Source organism: Granulicella paludicola, from assembly GCF_025685545.1.
Classification (GTDB): Bacteria; Acidobacteriota; Terriglobia; order Terriglobales; family Acidobacteriaceae; genus Granulicella; species Granulicella paludicola.
In genome coordinates this window covers 15,922-32,325 of sequence record NZ_JAGSYC010000021.1, presented here as the reverse complement: position 1 = coordinate 32,325, position 16,404 = coordinate 15,922, and the positions used below count along the sequence as shown (strand labels likewise).

General features: G+C 58.6%; 16 protein-coding genes. 2 read left to right on the top strand and 14 right to left on the bottom strand.

Going from position 1 to position 16,404, the window contains the following annotated elements:
- Nucleotides 1-18 precede the first annotated feature (18 nt).
- The 12 genes from OHL14_RS04685 to OHL14_RS04630 form a co-directional block, all read right to left on the bottom strand.
- The gene (locus tag OHL14_RS04685; RefSeq protein WP_263378165.1) at nucleotides 19-1,494 is read right to left on the bottom strand and encodes an NADH-quinone oxidoreductase subunit N; all 1,476 of its coding nucleotides are present in this window, start codon (nucleotides 1,492-1,494) and stop codon (nucleotides 19-21) included.
- Nucleotides 1,494-2,996 carry a complex I subunit 4 family protein gene (locus OHL14_RS04680; protein ID WP_263378164.1) on the bottom strand — a complete coding sequence of 501 codons (1,503 nt, stop codon included), beginning with the start codon at nucleotides 2,994-2,996 and terminating at the stop codon, nucleotides 1,494-1,496. The genes OHL14_RS04685 and OHL14_RS04680 overlap by 1 nt, the downstream gene beginning before the upstream one ends.
- 25 nt (nucleotides 2,997-3,021) lie before the next feature.
- Nucleotides 3,022-4,578 carry a complex I subunit 4 family protein gene (locus OHL14_RS04675; RefSeq protein WP_263378163.1) on the bottom strand — a complete coding sequence of 519 codons (1,557 nt, stop codon included), beginning with the start codon at nucleotides 4,576-4,578 and terminating at the stop codon, nucleotides 3,022-3,024.
- A complete protein-coding gene (nuoL, locus tag OHL14_RS04670; RefSeq protein ID WP_263378162.1) occupies nucleotides 4,575-6,632 on the bottom strand; it encodes an NADH-quinone oxidoreductase subunit L in 2,058 nt (685 codons plus the stop codon). The genes OHL14_RS04675 and nuoL overlap by 4 nt, the downstream gene beginning before the upstream one ends.
- Before the next feature lie 12 nt (nucleotides 6,633-6,644).
- Nucleotides 6,645-6,956: an NADH-quinone oxidoreductase subunit NuoK gene (gene nuoK, locus OHL14_RS04665; RefSeq protein WP_263378161.1), complete on the bottom strand. Its 312-nt coding sequence runs from the start codon at nucleotides 6,954-6,956 to the stop codon at nucleotides 6,645-6,647.
- Entirely contained in the window at nucleotides 6,953-7,465 is a 513-nt protein-coding gene (locus tag OHL14_RS04660) for an NADH-quinone oxidoreductase subunit J family protein (protein WP_263378160.1), read from the bottom strand. Before OHL14_RS04660 ends, nuoK begins: the two co-directional genes overlap by 4 nt.
- Nucleotides 7,466-7,492: 27 nt before the next feature.
- On the bottom strand, nucleotides 7,493-8,671 hold the full coding sequence (nuoH, locus tag OHL14_RS04655; RefSeq protein ID WP_263378159.1) for an NADH-quinone oxidoreductase subunit NuoH: 1,179 nt from the start codon (nucleotides 8,669-8,671) through the stop codon (nucleotides 7,493-7,495).
- The gene (locus OHL14_RS04650) at nucleotides 8,671-9,264 is read right to left on the bottom strand and encodes a 4Fe-4S dicluster domain-containing protein (RefSeq protein ID WP_263378158.1); all 594 of its coding nucleotides are present in this window, start codon (nucleotides 9,262-9,264) and stop codon (nucleotides 8,671-8,673) included. The genes nuoH and OHL14_RS04650 overlap by 1 nt, the downstream gene beginning before the upstream one ends.
- 63 nt (nucleotides 9,265-9,327) lie before the next feature.
- Nucleotides 9,328-10,488, bottom strand: coding sequence for an NADH-quinone oxidoreductase subunit D (locus tag OHL14_RS04645; protein WP_263378157.1), 1,161 nt, complete (start codon nucleotides 10,486-10,488; stop codon nucleotides 9,328-9,330).
- On the bottom strand, nucleotides 10,485-11,120 hold the full coding sequence (locus tag OHL14_RS04640) for an NADH-quinone oxidoreductase subunit C (protein WP_263378156.1): 636 nt from the start codon (nucleotides 11,118-11,120) through the stop codon (nucleotides 10,485-10,487). The genes OHL14_RS04645 and OHL14_RS04640 overlap by 4 nt, the downstream gene beginning before the upstream one ends.
- Nucleotides 11,117-11,764 carry an NADH-quinone oxidoreductase subunit B gene (locus OHL14_RS04635; RefSeq protein WP_263378155.1) on the bottom strand — a complete coding sequence of 216 codons (648 nt, stop codon included), beginning with the start codon at nucleotides 11,762-11,764 and terminating at the stop codon, nucleotides 11,117-11,119. Before OHL14_RS04635 ends, OHL14_RS04640 begins: the two co-directional genes overlap by 4 nt.
- Before the next feature lie 57 nt (nucleotides 11,765-11,821).
- A complete protein-coding gene (locus OHL14_RS04630; RefSeq protein ID WP_263378154.1) occupies nucleotides 11,822-12,190 on the bottom strand; it encodes an NADH-quinone oxidoreductase subunit A in 369 nt (122 codons plus the stop codon).
- Between the two features lie 191 nt (nucleotides 12,191-12,381).
- Between OHL14_RS04630 and OHL14_RS04625 the strand changes: the two genes are divergently transcribed.
- Entirely contained in the window at nucleotides 12,382-13,071 is a 690-nt protein-coding gene (locus OHL14_RS04625; protein ID WP_263378153.1) for a FadR/GntR family transcriptional regulator, read from the top strand.
- 163 nt (nucleotides 13,072-13,234) lie between these two features.
- Here the strand turns inward: OHL14_RS04625 and OHL14_RS04620 are convergent, their stop codons facing one another.
- Complete coding sequence (locus tag OHL14_RS04620; RefSeq protein WP_263378152.1) at nucleotides 13,235-13,660, bottom strand: VOC family protein; 426 nt, start codon at nucleotides 13,658-13,660, stop codon at nucleotides 13,235-13,237.
- A gap of 251 nt (nucleotides 13,661-13,911) precedes the next feature.
- On the opposite strand from OHL14_RS04620, the gene OHL14_RS04615 reads away from it, so the two are divergent.
- Nucleotides 13,912-14,571: a response regulator transcription factor gene (locus OHL14_RS04615; protein WP_263378151.1), complete on the top strand. Its 660-nt coding sequence runs from the start codon at nucleotides 13,912-13,914 to the stop codon at nucleotides 14,569-14,571.
- Between the two features lie 190 nt (nucleotides 14,572-14,761).
- Here OHL14_RS04615 and pruA read toward each other — a convergent pair whose 3' ends face one another.
- Complete coding sequence (pruA, locus tag OHL14_RS04610) at nucleotides 14,762-16,321, bottom strand: L-glutamate gamma-semialdehyde dehydrogenase (RefSeq protein ID WP_263378150.1); 1,560 nt, start codon at nucleotides 16,319-16,321, stop codon at nucleotides 14,762-14,764.
- Nucleotides 16,322-16,404: the final 83 nt, after the last annotated feature.

Below are 16,404 nucleotides of genomic sequence, written 5' to 3'. Positions count from 1 at the left end.
AATGGCGCGCCTCGCGGGCTATACGATCATGCCAAACCAGCGAACCAGAGTCTCTGGCAGCGCACCCGCCAGCACCACAACCACGGCCAGAAGTACGATGACCGTCAGCATCTGTCGAGGTGTGCGCAACCTGCCCCGAATCTCTGGAGGCTCTGACACGTACACCCGCTTCAGCACCTGCAGATAGTAGTACAGCGAGACCGCGCTCATGGCGAGCGCCAGCACCACCAGCCACACAAGTCCTGACCCATCTGCTCCACGGAGTGCAGCGGCAAATAAGAAAAACTTTCCAAAGAATCCGGCCAGCGGTGGAATCCCTGCCTGCGAGAGAAGAAATACAAACAGGCACATGGAAAGCAGTGGTGCTCGCCGACTCAATCCATTGAAGTGGATAAGCTGATCGCTACCTTCGCTCTCTTCCACAACATGAATGACCGCGAAGCTGCCCAGCACGGAAACACTATACGTCGTCACGTAATAGAGCAGTGTGCCCAGGCTATCTGCACCGTGTGCGACCACCGCGACTAGCATGTAACCTGCATGAGCGATCGCTGAGTACGCCAGTAAGCGGCGCAGTCCACTCTGTGCCAGCGCCCCAAGATTGCCGACGATCATCGACAGCGCCGCGACAACAGCAACCACCGGCACCCATCCTGCATGGACATTCTCCCACGCAGCGCTGCCTCCGACGGCCCCATAACAAGAGGTCATCAAGACAAAAAATGCAAAGAAGCTGGCTACCTTTGAACTCGAACCAATAAATCCGGCCACCGGATTCGGCGCGGCCTGATACACATCCGGCGCCCAGAACTGCAGGGGCGCGGCAGCCACCTTGAACCCGAAGCCGATGATGCTCGTAACCATCGCCACAACCACCAGCGGCGTCAATCCACTGGCTCCGACAGCCGCTCCGATCTGCGCATAGTTCGTCGAGTTCGCGATGCCGTAGAGCAGAGTGAATCCGTAAAGCAGGAAAGCCGCAGAGATGCCGCCGAAAAGGAAATACTTCAACGCAGCCTCTGCGCTCTGCGGTCTACGCTTGTCGAACCCCGTCAGTGAGTACAGCGCAAGACTCAGCAATTCAAGCGACACAAACGTGATCAGGATATTCCGCGCACTCACGAGAAACATCATGCCAGTCACTGCCAGCAAAACCAGCACGACAAACTCGCCCACATGCTCCGTAAAGCTCGAATCGATCGACAGCACCAACGTCACGATCGTTAGTGCGAGGATCGCCACTTGAACATGGGCCGACAAAATAGTCGTGACGAACATGCCATCAAACAGGTTCACCTGCGAATGTGCGGTCAGCAACAGCACGATGGCCACAATGCACCCGGCCGATGCGATTGCCGTCGCCACGCTGAAACGAAGTCTTAGTGACTTCTTACGAATCGCAAGGTCCGTAAACAGCACGATCAGTGCCGCTACATCGAGCGCTACCTGCGGCAGCGAGGCATGCAGAAACTGCAGATAAGGGAGTGGTGTCATTACCAGCCTCCCCCGTGCAGCCCGCTAAACAGCGGCGTGTTGAGTGCGGGTGCGATCAGCCGAAGCACCATCTGCGGGTACAAACCCACAGCAATACTCGAGGCCAGCAATAATCCGGTGCCAAGCTTCTCCGGCAGCGTGATCGGTGCTGGTGGATGCGGATCGATGATCGTTGTCGCTTCTGCAAAGAAGGCCTTCTGCATCGCTCGCCATACATACGCAACACCGGTCACGATGCCCAACCCAACGCCGATCGCCAACAGCGGCGACACACGCCACGCTCCAATCAGGATCATCAACTCCGCAACAAACCCGCTGAACCCGGGCAGCCCCATACTCGCCATCCCGGCCAGCACAAACGTTACCGTCGCAAAGGGCAGCGCACGACTCAGGTTCATCGGACCGAGCTTGCCTAGCTCGCGCGTATGGGTGCGGTCGTACAGCATTCTGCCCACAACTCCGAACAGCAGTCCCGCCAGCAGTCCATGAGAGATCATCTGCACTACGGCGCCGGTGATGCCGATCTGGTTCAACGTCATCAGTCCGAGCAGAATGAAACCCATGTGGCTCACGCTCGAGTAGCCGATCACGAACTTGAAGTCGCTCTGCACCAGCGCCACCAGGGCGCCATACAAAATGCCGATCACGGCCAGCACCGCAAACACATCCCGCCATGAACCGAAGCCAAGCACATGAAATCCCCAGGAGCTAAGTCCCAGCGGAAACAGCGTCATCGCCACGCGGAGGCACCCGTACGCTCCGAGCTTCATCACCACACCAGCCAGCAGCATCGACGCAGCTGTAGGTGCCGCCACGTGCCCCGTCGGTGCCCACGTATGAAACGGCCACAAGCCAGCAAGAATCGCGAACCCCGTAAACACCAGTGGGAACGCCCACATCTGAAAGTGCAGGGGATAGCGGTAGCTTGCCAGTGCAGCCAGGTCCATCGAATGCGATCCCGCTACCACATACGCTGCGATCAGTCCCACCAGCACCATGGCGCTGCCAACGAACGAATAGATCGCCAGCTTCATCGCGCCATACTCCCGCCGCGTCGATCCCCAGATCGCAATCAGGAAGTACTTCGGTACAATCACGATCTCGTAAAATACAAACAGCAGAAAGAGATCGTAACTGAGGAACACTCCATACACCGACCCGATCAGCAGTAGGTAGAAAGCGAAAAATTCGTTGACCCTCTGCTCGATGTTCCACGAAAACAGAACGCCCGCAATCGCGACCACGCCTGTCAACAGCACCAGGCACAGCGTGATCCCGTCAGCTGCAAGATGATAGTGGATGCCGAGCGAGGGTATCCATGGTGCAAGCGCTACCGTCGTCAACTCTCCGGTGCCATGCTGCACAAAGGCCGTAAGCGCCAGCGCGAACCCAGCGATAGCGCACAGCAACGCCACGGTGCGGATTGCCATGCGGCTTCCCTTGGGCATCAGCAGCACAACAAGAGCGCCGAAGAACGAGATGTAGATCGTGTACGCGAGCATGGTCAGGGCGTCTGCTGTCCTTCGATCAGAACTTAATCGTGTTTGTCAGTTGAAGTACGGTTGCGTTGAGGTGGCTGAGCAGAATCTGCGGATCGAGACCAAGCAAAAACATCAGGGCGATCGCGGGAGCCAACAGCATCTGCTCCTTGCCGCTAAGGTCCAAGAAGTTGCTGTGACGTTCCTGAAGCGGTCCGCTAAACACCCGCTGAATCACGTTAAGGATGAAGACCGCTGTAATAAGCAGCCCGATCGTGCACAGCGCAGTCGCCCACGTCGCGAGCGGAAACGCTCCCTTGAAGATCAGGAACTCGCTGATGAATCCGTTCAGCCCCGGGAGCCCCAGCGAAGAGAACAGTGCGATCCCCATCATTCCTGCCAGCACAGGCGCATTCCTGCGAAGCCCCCCGAAATCCGAAAGCTCTCTTGCTCCCCCTGATCGCGTCTCAAGAATCGCCACGAACCAGAAGATCGTAGCCGCCGTGATCCCGTGATTGAACATCTGCAGCATCGTTCCACTCAGCGCTGCTGCTCGCTGTGTCAAAAGCTGAGCGTCGCTTCCAGCGTAACGAACTGCAGCAAAGATCCCGAGAAGGCAGTACCCGAGGTGATTGATCGACGAGTACGCAAAGATGCGCTTCAGGTCCGTCTGCGCCATCGCTGAAAGCGACCCCAGCACCACCGTTGCCACAGCCATCCAGAGCAGCGGAGTCAGCACACTTTGCATCTGTGGAGCAAAGATCGGAACCAGAATGCGCAGAAATCCGTAGAGCCCCATCTTCGACATAGCGCCGGTCAGCAGGATCGTCGTGCCTGTTGGCGCTTCCGCATACGTATCCGGCAGCCAGGTGTGGAAGGGAATCACCGGCACCTTCACCGCGAAGCCGAGAAAGACCCCCGCAAAGATCACCAGACCAAGATGCTCTGGCGTCAGGTGCATCCAGCTGGAACTCGCCGCAAGGCTCGGCAGGAGTCGCCCACTCTGCGCAATCGTGGCCAGCTCCTCAAACTCGAATGTGTTCGCCGCCAGGTACATCGCCAGGAACGACAGCAGCATCGCCACGCTTCCGGCCATCGTATACACCAGAAACTGCGTGGCTGCAGGGGTTCGTCGCGGACCTCCCCATATCTTGATCAGGAAGAATGCCGGGATCAGGCAAAGCTCCCAGAATGTAAACCAGTGAATAAAGTTCAGAGCCGTGAACGCTCCAAACAGACATGCCTCTACAAGCAGAATCAACGCAAAGTACAGAGGAACGCGGTCTTCAATCTTCCACGAAGCCCCAAGGCTGATCAGCGTAACGATGGCCGAAAGCAACAGCATCGACAGGCCCAGTCCATCGATACCGAGGTGGTACTGAATATGCAGTGCCGGCACCCACGCATGCTGTTCAACTAACTGCATGCCGCCCACATTTACATCAAACCCATGCCACAGTAGCAACGCGATGCAAAGCGCGCCCACAGCAAAGCCCACACTGAGGAAGCGAGCGGCGCGGTCGCTCCTCGCGCCAGCCACCAGCACAACCCCCGCTCCAACGACAGGCAACGCGGTAAGCAGACTCAACCAGGGGAAAGCGTTCATGCCTTGCCTCCCCAGAACAGCAGTGCCACCGCCACGAAGAGTGCAACGCCCACAAACTTCAGGTAGCGCTGAACCTTTCCAGCTTGCAGCTTCGATAGGAAACTCCCTCCATAAGACACCGAGCCACAGCCCGCATCGAAACCACGATTCACCACATGCGTATCCGCAAAGCTGTCCACCTTGGCGAACAACACAAATATGGTCGAGATCGCTCGCACCACGCCGCCAAAGATCCAACGATCAAGCCACGCAGAGACACTCGCAGCCACCAGCGTGAACCTCACCACCGTCGCCGCATACAGTTCATTGATGTAGAAGGCGCCACTAAGCAGGTGGAAGAGGCCCGGCTGCGCACTCTCAATCCGATCGAGCGCGCCGACATCGACGATAAGCTTGCGGCCATATAGCAACCATCCCAGCCCGAGGCCCACAAACACAATCAGCGAAGAGACGATCATCAATGGGAAAGCACCACCAAGCGCACCGAAGCTTACGTTGGCCGTATCGCCTTCGAGAAACGATTGGAACCAGGGCCACACCGGCGTTCCAAAAAAGCCCAGCACCACCGCAGGCACTGCGAGAATCAGCAAAGGCACCGTCATCACCTTCGGGCTCTCATGCGCCCCGCTGTGGCCGTGCTCTCCATGGGTCGACTCCGCAGCCAGTCGAGTCGTCCCGGCATACACATAGATCATCTGCCGCGTCATGTAGAACGCAGTCAGCAGCGCTCCAATCGCTCCGATATAAAAAGGCCCACGCGACAGGTTCCAAACAAACGCCGAGTGCAGAATCTCGTCCTTGCTCCAAAAGCCCGAAAACAGTGGCACTCCGCACAGCGCCAGCATACCGCAGCTATACGCCGCAAACGTAACGGGCATCGCTTTGCGCAGCCCGCCCATAAAGCGGATGTCCTGCTCGCCATGGCAGCCATGAATTACAGACCCCGCGCCAAGGAAAAGCAGCGCCTTGAAGAACGCATGCGTAATCAAATGGAACATTCCGACGGACACGCCCCCGGTCCCCAGCCCAATCATCATGTACCCCAACTGCGACATAGTCGAGTACGCAAGGATGCGCTTGATGTCCCACTGCGCCACGGCCACCAACGCACCGAACAGCGCGGTGATCGCTCCCACCCACGTCACCACCTGCAGCGCCACCGTTGTGGTCATACCATGCGTGACGCCCGCCGACAGCAGCGGATACACCCGCGCCAACAGAAAGACACCCGCTGCCACCATCGTCGCTGCATGGATCAGCGCGCTCACTGGCGTGGGTCCTTCCATCGCATCCGGCAGCCAAACATGCAGAGGCACCTGTCCAGACTTCCCGGCCGATCCGCAAAAAATCAGAATCCCGATGGCCGACGATAGCGTCAGCCCGAACACCGTCGTATGCATCGCCAGCGTGGTCAGCGCATTCGCTTCAAGGCAGCCACGTCCTGCGTCATAAAACAGCAGCGTCCCTGTCTGCGCATAAAGCCAAGCCATTCCGAGAAAAAGTCCCAGGTCGCCAATCCTCGTAACAATGAACGCCTTCTTTGCAGCGGCAGCCGCACTCGGCTTCTCATACCAGAAGCCGATCAGCAGATACGACGTTAGCCCGACGATCTCCCAGCACATAAACAGCAGCAGCAGATTATTCGCAATCAGCACGCCGAGCATCGCGCCCGCAAACAGTGCCAGAAAGCAGAAGAAGCGCTTGAAGTTTTCATCCTCAGCCATGTAGCCGATGCTGTAGATGAAGATCAGCAGGCCCACGAACGTCACCATCACCAGCATCACGGCCGTCAGTGGATCGAGCAGCCATCCCAACCGAACCCACTCTGCTCCAAACTGAAACCACGCGAAGTTTGAAAACTGTCGCGTCGCCTCCCCATGGCTCGTGAGCACCTGCACAAACGCCATCAGCGCCAGCACAAACGACAAAGCCATCGAGCCCACGGCCAGTCCCGCTGCCAGCGTTCGCTGCCTCTGCTTCATCACAGAGATCACTCCGCCGGCCGCAAAGGGCAGCGCAGCCACGAGCCATAGGTTGTGTACGATCCAGCTCATCGTTCCGTGCGCCTACCCCTTCAAGGTGTCGATCTGGTTCAGGTTCGTTGTCTTGTTGTGTCGATACACCGCGAGGATAATCGCCAGTCCCACCGCCGCCTCTGCCGCTGCCACACTGATGGAGAAGATCGCAAACATCACCCCAGTCAAGGCTTCGGGGTTCGGTCCAAATCTCCAGAACGCGATGAGGTTGATGTTCGCAGCATTCAACATCAGCTCAATGCCGATCAGTACAAGAATCGCATTGCGCCGCGTCAGTGCTCCTGCCAGTCCAATCGAAAACAACAGCGCAGAAAGCAGAAGGAAGAGATTCAGAGGAGTCATGAGCGTTCCTCCTCGCTTGGCAGCGCGATCACCACAGCGCCGATCAGCGCAGCCGTCAGCAGCACGCCAATCACCTCAAGCGGCAACACATACGTGTGCATCAACGCGACTCCAACCTCTTTCGCCCCAGCCGCCGGTGCCTGCTGTGTGGAAGGTGTCAGCGGACGATAAGACTGCGCGGCCCATCCAAGCACTGAGAACACACCCGCCGCAGTCACAAACCCCGACACGCTCGACCGCGAAAACGCCCGTCGCGGTTCGATCAGCGCACTCACAATATGTCCTTGCGTCATCATCAGCGCGAACGTAGCAAGGATCGCGACCGCGCCCACATATACCAGGATTTGCGTAAAGCCCACAAACTGCGCGCCCAGTGCCAGGTACACGCCCGCAACGCCCACCAGTCCCAGCGCCAGCGAAAGAATGCAGTGGATCGGATTGCGCCGCGTCATCGCTGCCAGCGTGCCGCCGATAGCAATCGCCGCCGTGATCAGAAAGAAGAGACTCATCGCGCTGTTCGCTCCTTTCGCTCGCACTTATTCGGCATAGCGGTACGTCCTTATCTGCAGCTTCTTTCCTTCTTGCGCCCGGCGCGAGAACAGAGCGAACGGAATAACGATCACCGCCGCGCATACAACCCCTCGCACCACGCCGCTCGGCATAAAATGCCACAGGCCAGCGTCAACCACATTCACCAGCGTCATCGGCAACATGAACTTCCATGCAAAGCCCATCAGCTGATCCATGCGCAGTCGCGGAAACGTGCCGCGCACCCAGATGAAGGCCGCAATCAACACCAGCAGCTTCGCGAAGAACCACAGATACGAAGGCACCCACGTAAGAAACGAAAACGGTGCCGACCAACCGCCCAGAAACAGCGTGATCGCAAGCCCGCTCGTAGCGAACATGCCCAGGTATTCGCCCAGAAAGAACAGCGCAAACTTGAAGCCCGAATACTCAATGTAGTAACCCGCGATGATCTCGGACTCACCCTCCGGCAGATCGAACGGCGAGCGGTTAGACTCGGCAGTAGCCGAGATCATAAACAGCACAAACCCAGCAAACCCCCACGGCGTCAGCACATACCAGTGCGGCCATATCCATGTGTACCCGCTCTGCATCTCCGCAATCGCCGGCAGCGAAAGCGAACCCGCCGCCATGATCACCACCACCGCCGCCAGCACCAGCGGAATCTCGTAGCTGATCATCTGGGCCACCGCTCGCATTGCGCCCAGCAGCGAATACTTACTGCGGCTTGACCATCCTGCCATGAATACGGCGAGTTCCACCATCGACCCCACAGCGAAGAAAAACAGCAGGCCGCTATTCAGATCCGCGATCACCATGTTCCTGCCAATCGGCAGCACCGCATACACGATGAACGAAGCTAGCACCAGCAGGATCGGTGCCAAAAAATGCACCACCTTATCCGCATCCCGCGGAACTACATCTTCCTTCGTCAGCGACTTGATCCCATCGGCAGCAGGCTGCAGAAATCCGAACGGCCCCACGCGATTCGGTCCCAGTCGATTCTGGATGCGTCCCAATCCCTTGCGCTCCAGCACCGTCGTTACCGCAAATAGAGCAGGGAAGACCACCAGCACCGGCACCACCGAAAGGATCGCTGATGCCAACGGCTGCCAGAACGCAGGCACGTAGCCCATCAGCAGATGTTTCGTTGTGACAAAGATCTGGTCCACCGCAACAGGAGTCATTACGAAGCCGCTCCTCCTGTACCTGCAGTCTGAACCGCAGCTGTCGCTGGAGCCGCAGGCTTCGGAGCAGCTTTCTCGCGCGCCGCCGCAAGATCCGCATCAACACTCGCTGCCTCTGTCGGATGAATCTCGTGGTAATACTCGTTCGACTTCGAGAGCCTCTCCTTATCCAGCAGCAGGTCGCTGAACCGGTTCGTCGCGCTCAGGTTGTAGTCGACATCCATCTTGATCGCATCGAACGGACACACCTCGACGCAGATCTGGCAGCTCATGCAAACCGAAATATCAATATCGAACTTCGCAGGATAGAACTGCATCTTGCCCACCGCATCAGGCTTCTTGTCCGGACTCTTCTCGATGAAGATGCACTTCGGCGGACACTCCTTCTCGCAGATCTGGCACGACACGCAACGCATGCCTTGCTGCCAGTCGCTGCCGTCATACACCAGAAACGGAAAGCTCCGCGAAGCCTCGATGCGTGGCGATGTCTCTTCCGGGTATTGCAGCGTCGTCAGCCGCTCTTCGCTGACATAGCTGCCAAAGAAGTTGCGTGCTGTCTCCACCAGGCCCTTTAGAACACCGACACCAAGCATCGTTTCAAATCCTCAGAACACGTTCGATTTAATTGCCACCACTGTAACGCATCTCTTGCAGCTTTAACGGTCCACTTCGCCCATCACAATATCCACGCTCCCCAGGATGATCACCACGTCCGCAATGTTGCGTCCCAGGCATAGATCTTCAAGTATCGTCAGGTTGATCAGGCTCGGCGGTCGCACGCGAAAGCGATACGGATTCGCCGACCCATCGCTGATCAAATAGAAACCAAGCTCACCCTTCGGTGCCTCGATGCGCCCATACGCCTCGCCCGGCTTGGGCTTGAAGTTACGTACCTTCGTCTTCGGATCCTGGATCGGTCCCTCAGGCAGATCGCGCAGTGCCTGCTTCAGAATCTCCAGCGATTCGCGCATCTCCAGCAGTCGCACCATGCAGCGGTCGTACACATCGCCATGATCGCCAAGCGGCACGCGGAACTGGAACCGATCATAGATGCCATACGCATCCACCTTACGCAGATCGTAGTTCACACCCGAAGCCCGCAGCATCGGCCCGGTGATCCCCGCCGCAATCGCCAGCTCCGAACTCAGCGCACCCACTCCCTGCGTCCGAGCCATCAAAATCTCGTTGCTCGTCAGCAGCGCCTCAAACTCATCGAGAAACTTTGGATACGCATCCACTACGCTCTGCGCCTGCTGCTGCCAACCCTTCGGCAGGTCCACACGGCAGCCGCCAAACCGCATGTAGTTGCACATCATCCGTGCCCCCGACAGCGACTCAAACAGATCGAGAATCTTCTCGCGCTCGCGGAACGCATACATCAGCGGCGTGCCGCTCGCGCCCATGTCCTGCATCAAAAATCCAACCAGCGACGTATGGTTCTGCAGCCGCGTCAACTCAGCAGTAATCACCCGCAGATACTCCGCTCGCTCCGGCACTACGATCCCCGCCAGCTTCTCCACCGCCAGCGCATACGCCCAGTTGTTCGTCATCGAGCAGAAGTAGTCGAGCCGATCCGTATACGGCATCGACGCAATATAGCTCTGATCCTCGCCAAGCTTCTCGTGGTTGCGATGCAGATACCCAAAGATCGGCTTCAGCTTCACCACCGTCTCGCCATCGAGAGCCACATCCATGCGAAACACACCATGGGTCGACGGATGCTGCGGCCCCATCGACACCTCAAGCAGCTGCGCACCATCAGCCGCATAGCTAGGCTTCGGCGTCAGTTCCATCGCGGGTGCAGAGAATGTGCTCATTGACCTACCTCGCCCTCGCCCGCCTCGGCCCAATGCGCATTCGTCTTCCGCAGCACCGCATCATGCGCGGTCGGCTCGTACTCGTAGTCGTCCGGCTCCACATAGTCACGCCGCATCGGAAAATCTTCGAACTCATCCCACATCAAAATGCGTCGCAGGTCAGGATGCCCATTGAACAGCACGCCATACAGGTCATAGACCTCGCGCTCCTGAAACTCCGCGCTCCGCCACACCGGCGTCAGCGAAGGCAGATGCACCCGCGCCTCGCGATCCAGCGTGCGCATCCGCAGCACCACCATGTACTTATGCTTCGTCATTGAGAACAGGTGATACACCACCTCGAGATACGCAGCCGTCATCCGCTTCTGCGTCTCCTCAACCTCAGTCTCCACGCCTTCGACGAGCTTCATCACCTTCACCTTCTCGCTCACCTCGCGAGCCGGCCGGTCCACCCCCGTCACATTCGAGCAGTAGTTGTATCCCTCGTCATCGCGCAGCAACGTCGCTACAGCGACCGCATCCTTCGCCTGCACCAGCAGAGAGTGCTGTGCAGACACGCTCGGATTCTCCACGATCTCCAGCTTGCAGCCAGTCTTGGCCTCCAGCCGCTCCTTCAAACTCTCCAGGCTCATGCCTTCACCGTCCCTGGTTTCTCAGCGGTCGTGATGTTCACCAGCTGCGGAGCCTCCCACACCCCCTGATTGCTCGTCGGCAACAGGTCATGCGCTGCAAACTCCGGCACCACGAAGTCGCAGCTTGGCTCATCCTTCATAAAGTCTGGACGACCCTCGCCCGTAATCGTCTGCCCCTCGATCTTTCGCTGCAGCGCCATAAAGCCATCGATCAGCGCCTCCGGCCGGGGAGGACATCCCGGAATATAGATGTCGACAGGGATATATCGATCGATCCCTTTCAGCACGTTGTATCCCTGCTTGAACGGTCCACCCGAGATCGCACACGCCCCCATGGCGATCACATACTTCGGCTCAGGCATCTGGTTGTACAGCCGCACCACCTGCGGCGCCATCTTTTTCGTGATCGTCCCTGCCACGATCATCAGGTCGGCCTGCCGTGGCGAAGGCCGAAAGACCTCTGCCCCAAACCGTGCCAAATCATACCGCGCCATGGTCGTGGCAATCATCTCAATCGCACAACAAGCTAAGCCGAAGTTCAGCGGCCACAGTGAGTTTCTGCGTCCCCAGTTGTAGAGCTCTTGCAGAGTCGTCGCGACAATACCTTGTTTGCGCAGCTCCTGTTTCAGTGCTTCATCCATCATGCGCGACAGCCCTTTGCTTTTCGTATAACCGCCCGGTTGATCGTTCCCGCAAACACCCTACGTCCAGGTCAACACGTTCTTCTGGTAAGCCCACACCAGTCCTTCAATCAGCAGCAGCAAAAACACCAGCATCGCCACGCACTCGCCCACGCCAAACCCGCTGAACGCCGTCGCGAACGGAAGCAAAAACACCGCCTCCACATCGAAGACTAGAAATACAATGGCGTACAGGTAGTAGCCGGATTTGAAATGGATAGAAAAGTCGCTCTTCGTCTCGAGTCCGCACTCGTAGATCGCGTTCTTGTCTTTGCCCGGCTTGCGCGGAGAAAACGTCTTCGCCCACAGCCACGCCAGCAGCAATGGTGCCACCGCAAAGCCAACCGCGCCGATCATCAAAACCAGAACAGGTAGATACGAATCGCTCATAGCCGTCGATGAGAATCGCTTCTCATAAGGTGCCAACAACGGTATCAGATTTTTTTAGACCCTCGTCAAGCCCCTGTGCAAAGCTGCCAAAGCCCATCCGCCGGTGTTACTCTTGCAGCCGATTGCATTTGTCACACACTTTGATCTGCCAAATAAATAGAGGTATAGCTTTGAGGAGCACACCGCCCCCCGTGAAGACCCACCGCCGCTATCAAGAGGTTGCCGCGCGCATCTCCCGCTACATCGCTGAAAAAGGCCTGCAGCCCGGCGACCGTCTCCCCGGCGAGATCGATCTCGCCAAGGTCTGCGGCGTCAGCCGCCCCACCATCCGCGAAGCCATGGTCTCCCTCGAAATCGCAGGCGAGCTTGAAATCCGCTCCGGCTCCGGCGCCTACGTCCGCGAAGCCATCAATCCCATGTCCCTCGTGCTCGACTCCGGCCCCGGTCCCTTCGAACTCCTCCGCGCCCGCATCCTCATCGAAGGCGAAATCGCCGCCGACGCCGCGCTCTACGCCTCCGCCAGCGACCTCTCCAAGATCGAAAAGACCCTCCAGCAGATGCGCAAGCTCGTCCAGTCCAAGACCAACGCCCAGGTCTCCGATCGCCAGTTCCACGTCGCCATCGGCGAAGCCGCCCGCAACAGCGTGCTCACCAGCATCGTCGACGGCCTCTGGGCCGGCATGTTCGCCCCCATGTACCACCGTCTTTCGCAGCGCGCAGGTCTCGACCAGCATCAGGCTGCCGCGCTTGAAGACCACGAGGCCATCTTCGCCGCCATCGCCCAGCGCGATCCCAACGAGGCCCGCCGCGCGATGCGCCGCCACCTCCAACACGTAGAAGAGCACCTCACTAGCGACGAAACCCCCACCCTCGCCAAGTAGCCGTCAGTTTGTCATTCCGCAGCGCAGGTTTTTTGTCATTCCTTCGCGCAGCGCTTTTGTCATTACGTAGCCCAGCGAAGGAATCTGCATTCGCACCAGCACGGCTGCTGGGTGCCCCATGTCCCGCTTTTGGGACATGAGTTCGCAGGATACTTCACACCACCTACTTCGCGAACAGCTGCCCCAGGTCCTCAAAAGCCTTGAACTCCAGCGCATTCCCGGCCGGATCCAGAAAGAACATCGTCGACTGCTCCCCGACCTGCCCCTCGAACCTTGTATACGGCTCGATGATGAAGCTCACCCCTGCGGTCTTCACACGCTCCGCCAGCTCCTTCCACTGCTGCTTCTCCAGCACCACGCCAAAGTGAGGCACTGGCACATCGTGACCGTCCACAGGGTTGCTGTGGTCGCTCGCCGCAGCCACCTTGGGCTTCTGATGGGCCACAATCTGGTGTCCAAAAAGGCTGAAATCGATCCACTGCTCCGAGCTTCGCCCCTCCGGACACCCCAGCACTGTGCCATAAAAATGGCGAGCCGCAGCCAGATCGTCAACAGGGAAGGCAATATGAAAAGGTCGCAAAGTAGCCATGCCCTCATCATAAACGCAGCGAACAGACCCTTCTCCTCTTGTTGCTCAGTACGTTCGGCCCGTTTCTCGCCACCTTGCTTCGCCGCCTGAAGCAACAGATAATAGAGTGAGTAGTCGACTTCGGTCACTTCTTCCGAAGAAAGCCACGTGGGCACGCATGACTGTAGTACGTTACCGTCGTACCTCCAAAGGGGTATAGGCGGCTTGGCTCTACTGATTTCATATGGTTCCATACTTAGGAGGAACTCCCTGTGGCACTGCAAGTTATTTTGGCTGATAACCAGGTTATCTTCCGTACGGGCGTCGCGCGTGTTCTCGCGCTTGAGTCCGATATCCAGTTGGCTGCTCAGTGCGCCGACCTCGAGCGTCTTCAGGACGCCGTTGGCAGCCTTCGCAAGTCCATCGTGATCTTCCCCTCCAGCATCACCACCGACCTTCACTCCCTCCTCGACTGGATCGAGCAGGCCGGCAGCCGTTCCGTCATCATCCTCGAGCATGACACCGTCCTCGAAGAGTCGGTCGCCCTGCGCATCGAAGGCATCGTCCTCCGCTCCGTCGCTGGCCCCCAACTGGTTGACTGCCTGCACCGCGTCGCCGCCGGAGAGCGCTCCGTGCAGCGCGCCAAGGTCAAGTCCATGCCCTCGCCCGACCGCGTCGGCGTCATGGTCCTCCAGCGCCTCACCCCGAAGGAGCTTCAGATCGTCGCTCTCGTCGCCGAAGGCTGCAAGAACAAGGACATCGCCAATCAGCTCGGCACCAAGGAGCAGGTCGTAAAGAACTACCTCTGCTCCATCTACGACAAGACAGGCGTCTCCGACCGTCTCGAACTCGCTCTCTTCACGATCCACCATCGTGCCCTGGCAGAGGCCGTCGAAAACGTCCGCGCCGCCAAGACCGCTCGCACCGCATAAAACCAGTTAGCTCTCTCTAGCCAAGGGCCGCGCCATCAGCGCGGCCCTTGGCTATGTCTGCTTCTCCCATAAAGCTCGTCATCTCGACCGCAGCCGCGGAGCTTTATCGCGAGGCGCGGTGGAAAGACCCCTGTATTTGCAGTAGCGATAGCCGAAGGCGCGAGCTAGCCATCTCTTCGCTAAACTGCCTCTACAACCGCTCGGCAATCGACTTCGCCTGCGTAAACAACAACAGATAATCCGGGCCACCCGCCTTCGAGTCCGTGCCGCTCAGATTGAATCCGCCAAACGGATGTGCCCCCACCATCGCGCCCGTGCATTTACGGTTCAGGTACAGGTTGCCGACGTGGAACTCCCGCCGCGCCCGCTCCAGCTTCTCCGCCGAGCTCGTATAGATCGCGCCCGTCAGCCCGTACTCCGTATCGTTCGCAATCGCCAAAGCATCTTCAAAGTCCTTCGCCCGGATCACCGCCAGCACCGGTCCAAAGATCTCCTCCTGCGCCAGCCGCGCCGTCGCCGGAATCTCCGTGAACACCGTCGGCTCCACAAAGAACCCGCCGTCCTGCTCGATCACCGCGCCGCCCGTCAGCAGCTTGCCTTCGCCCTTGCCTGTCTCGATGTAGCTCAGAACACGCTTCTTCGCGACACCGTTCACCAGCGGTCCGAGCGCAAAGTTCTCCGCAGGATCCCCACTCTTTAGAGCTTCAACCTTTACCTTCAACTTCTCGGTGAACTCTTCATAAATCGAATCTTCCACAATCGCACGCGAACACGCCGAGCACTTCTGCCCATTGAACCCGAACGCCGAAGCGACTACACCAGCCACCGCATCGTCCACATTCGCATCCGCATCCACCACGATCGAATCCTTGCCGCCCAGCTCGAGAATAGTCCGCTTCAGGAACCGTTGACCCTTCGGCGTCTTCGCCGCCTTCTCGTGGATCTCCAGCCCGACCTTCATTGACCCGGTGAACGCAATGAACCGCACCTTCGTGCTCTCCACCAGTGCATTGCCCACGGCAGGTCCACCCTGCACCAGGTTCACCACACCAGCCGGCAGCCCGGCCTCCTGCAGCAGCTTCACAAACTGCGCAGCAATCGTCGGGGCATCCGGCGAAGGCTTCAGCACCACCGTATTGCCCGTCACCACTGCCGCCATCGTCATCCCGGCCATGATCGCCAGCGGAAAGTTCCATGGCGGAATCACCGCGCCTAAGCCCAGCGGTACATAGCGCAGCATGTTTTTCTCGCCAGGATACTGGATCGGCGTCGTCGCCCCGTCCAGCTTCAGCGCCTCACGCGCATAAAACTCCAGGAAGTCGATGCATTCGCCAACATCAGCATCCGCCTCGGCCCAGTTCTTACCCACCTCGACCGTCAACCACGCGCAGAACTCAAAGTGCCGCTCCTGCAACAACTTCGAGGTCTTCAGCAGCAGCTCCACCCGCTCCGCTACCGACGTCTTGCCCCAGGTCGCAAACGCCGTCTCCGCAGCCTCAATAGCCGCCAGCGCATCGGCCTCGCTGGCCTCTGCATGGACGCCGATCACCTCGGCGGGCTTCGCCGGATTCGTCGAAGCAAACGTCTTGCCCGTAGCCACAGCCTTGCCGCCAATCAGCAGCTCGTAGCTAACGCCCAGCTGACCTCGCACCGCAGCAATCGCCGCACGCATCGCCTCGGCATTCGCAGGCACGGTGAAATCAAGAAACGGCTCATTGACGAAGGGGGAAAGGGAACCAACAGCGCTCATGAAAAACTCCTCACCCTCAAGACTACTAGCTCTTTCCCTTTTGTCATTCCGCAGCGCAGCGGAGGAATCTGCATCTTGTTTGT

Bases quoted from the DNA above. Each gene is read 5' to 3' on its own strand.
- OHL14_RS04685 (WP_263378165.1), bottom strand. From the start codon at position 1,494: ATGACACCACTCCCTTATCTGCAGTTTCTGCATGCCTCGCTGCCGCAG.
- OHL14_RS04680 (WP_263378164.1), bottom strand. From the start codon at position 2,996: ATGCTCGCGTACACGATCTACATCTCGTTCTTCGGCGCTCTTGTTGTG.
- OHL14_RS04675 (WP_263378163.1), bottom strand. From the start codon at position 4,578: ATGAACGCTTTCCCCTGGTTGAGTCTGCTTACCGCGTTGCCTGTCGTT.
- nuoL (WP_263378162.1), bottom strand. From the start codon at position 6,632: ATGAGCTGGATCGTACACAACCTATGGCTCGTGGCTGCGCTGCCCTTT.
- nuoK (WP_263378161.1), bottom strand. From the start codon at position 6,956: ATGACTCCTCTGAATCTCTTCCTTCTGCTTTCTGCGCTGTTGTTTTCG.
- OHL14_RS04660 (WP_263378160.1), bottom strand. From the start codon at position 7,465: ATGAGTCTCTTCTTTCTGATCACGGCGGCGATTGCTATCGGCGGCACG.
- nuoH (WP_263378159.1), bottom strand. From the start codon at position 8,671: ATGACTCCTGTTGCGGTGGACCAGATCTTTGTCACAACGAAACATCTG.
- OHL14_RS04650 (WP_263378158.1), bottom strand. From the start codon at position 9,264: ATGCTTGGTGTCGGTGTTCTAAAGGGCCTGGTGGAGACAGCACGCAAC.
- OHL14_RS04645 (WP_263378157.1), bottom strand. From the start codon at position 10,488: ATGAGCACATTCTCTGCACCCGCGATGGAACTGACGCCGAAGCCTAGC.
- OHL14_RS04640 (WP_263378156.1), bottom strand. From the start codon at position 11,120: ATGAGCCTGGAGAGTTTGAAGGAGCGGCTGGAGGCCAAGACTGGCTGC.
- OHL14_RS04635 (WP_263378155.1), bottom strand. From the start codon at position 11,764: ATGATGGATGAAGCACTGAAACAGGAGCTGCGCAAACAAGGTATTGTC.
- OHL14_RS04630 (WP_263378154.1), bottom strand. From the start codon at position 12,190: ATGAGCGATTCGTATCTACCTGTTCTGGTTTTGATGATCGGCGCGGTT.
- OHL14_RS04620 (WP_263378152.1), bottom strand. From the start codon at position 13,660: ATGGCTACTTTGCGACCTTTTCATATTGCCTTCCCTGTTGACGATCTG.
- pruA (WP_263378150.1), bottom strand. From the start codon at position 16,321: ATGAGCGCTGTTGGTTCCCTTTCCCCCTTCGTCAATGAGCCGTTTCTT.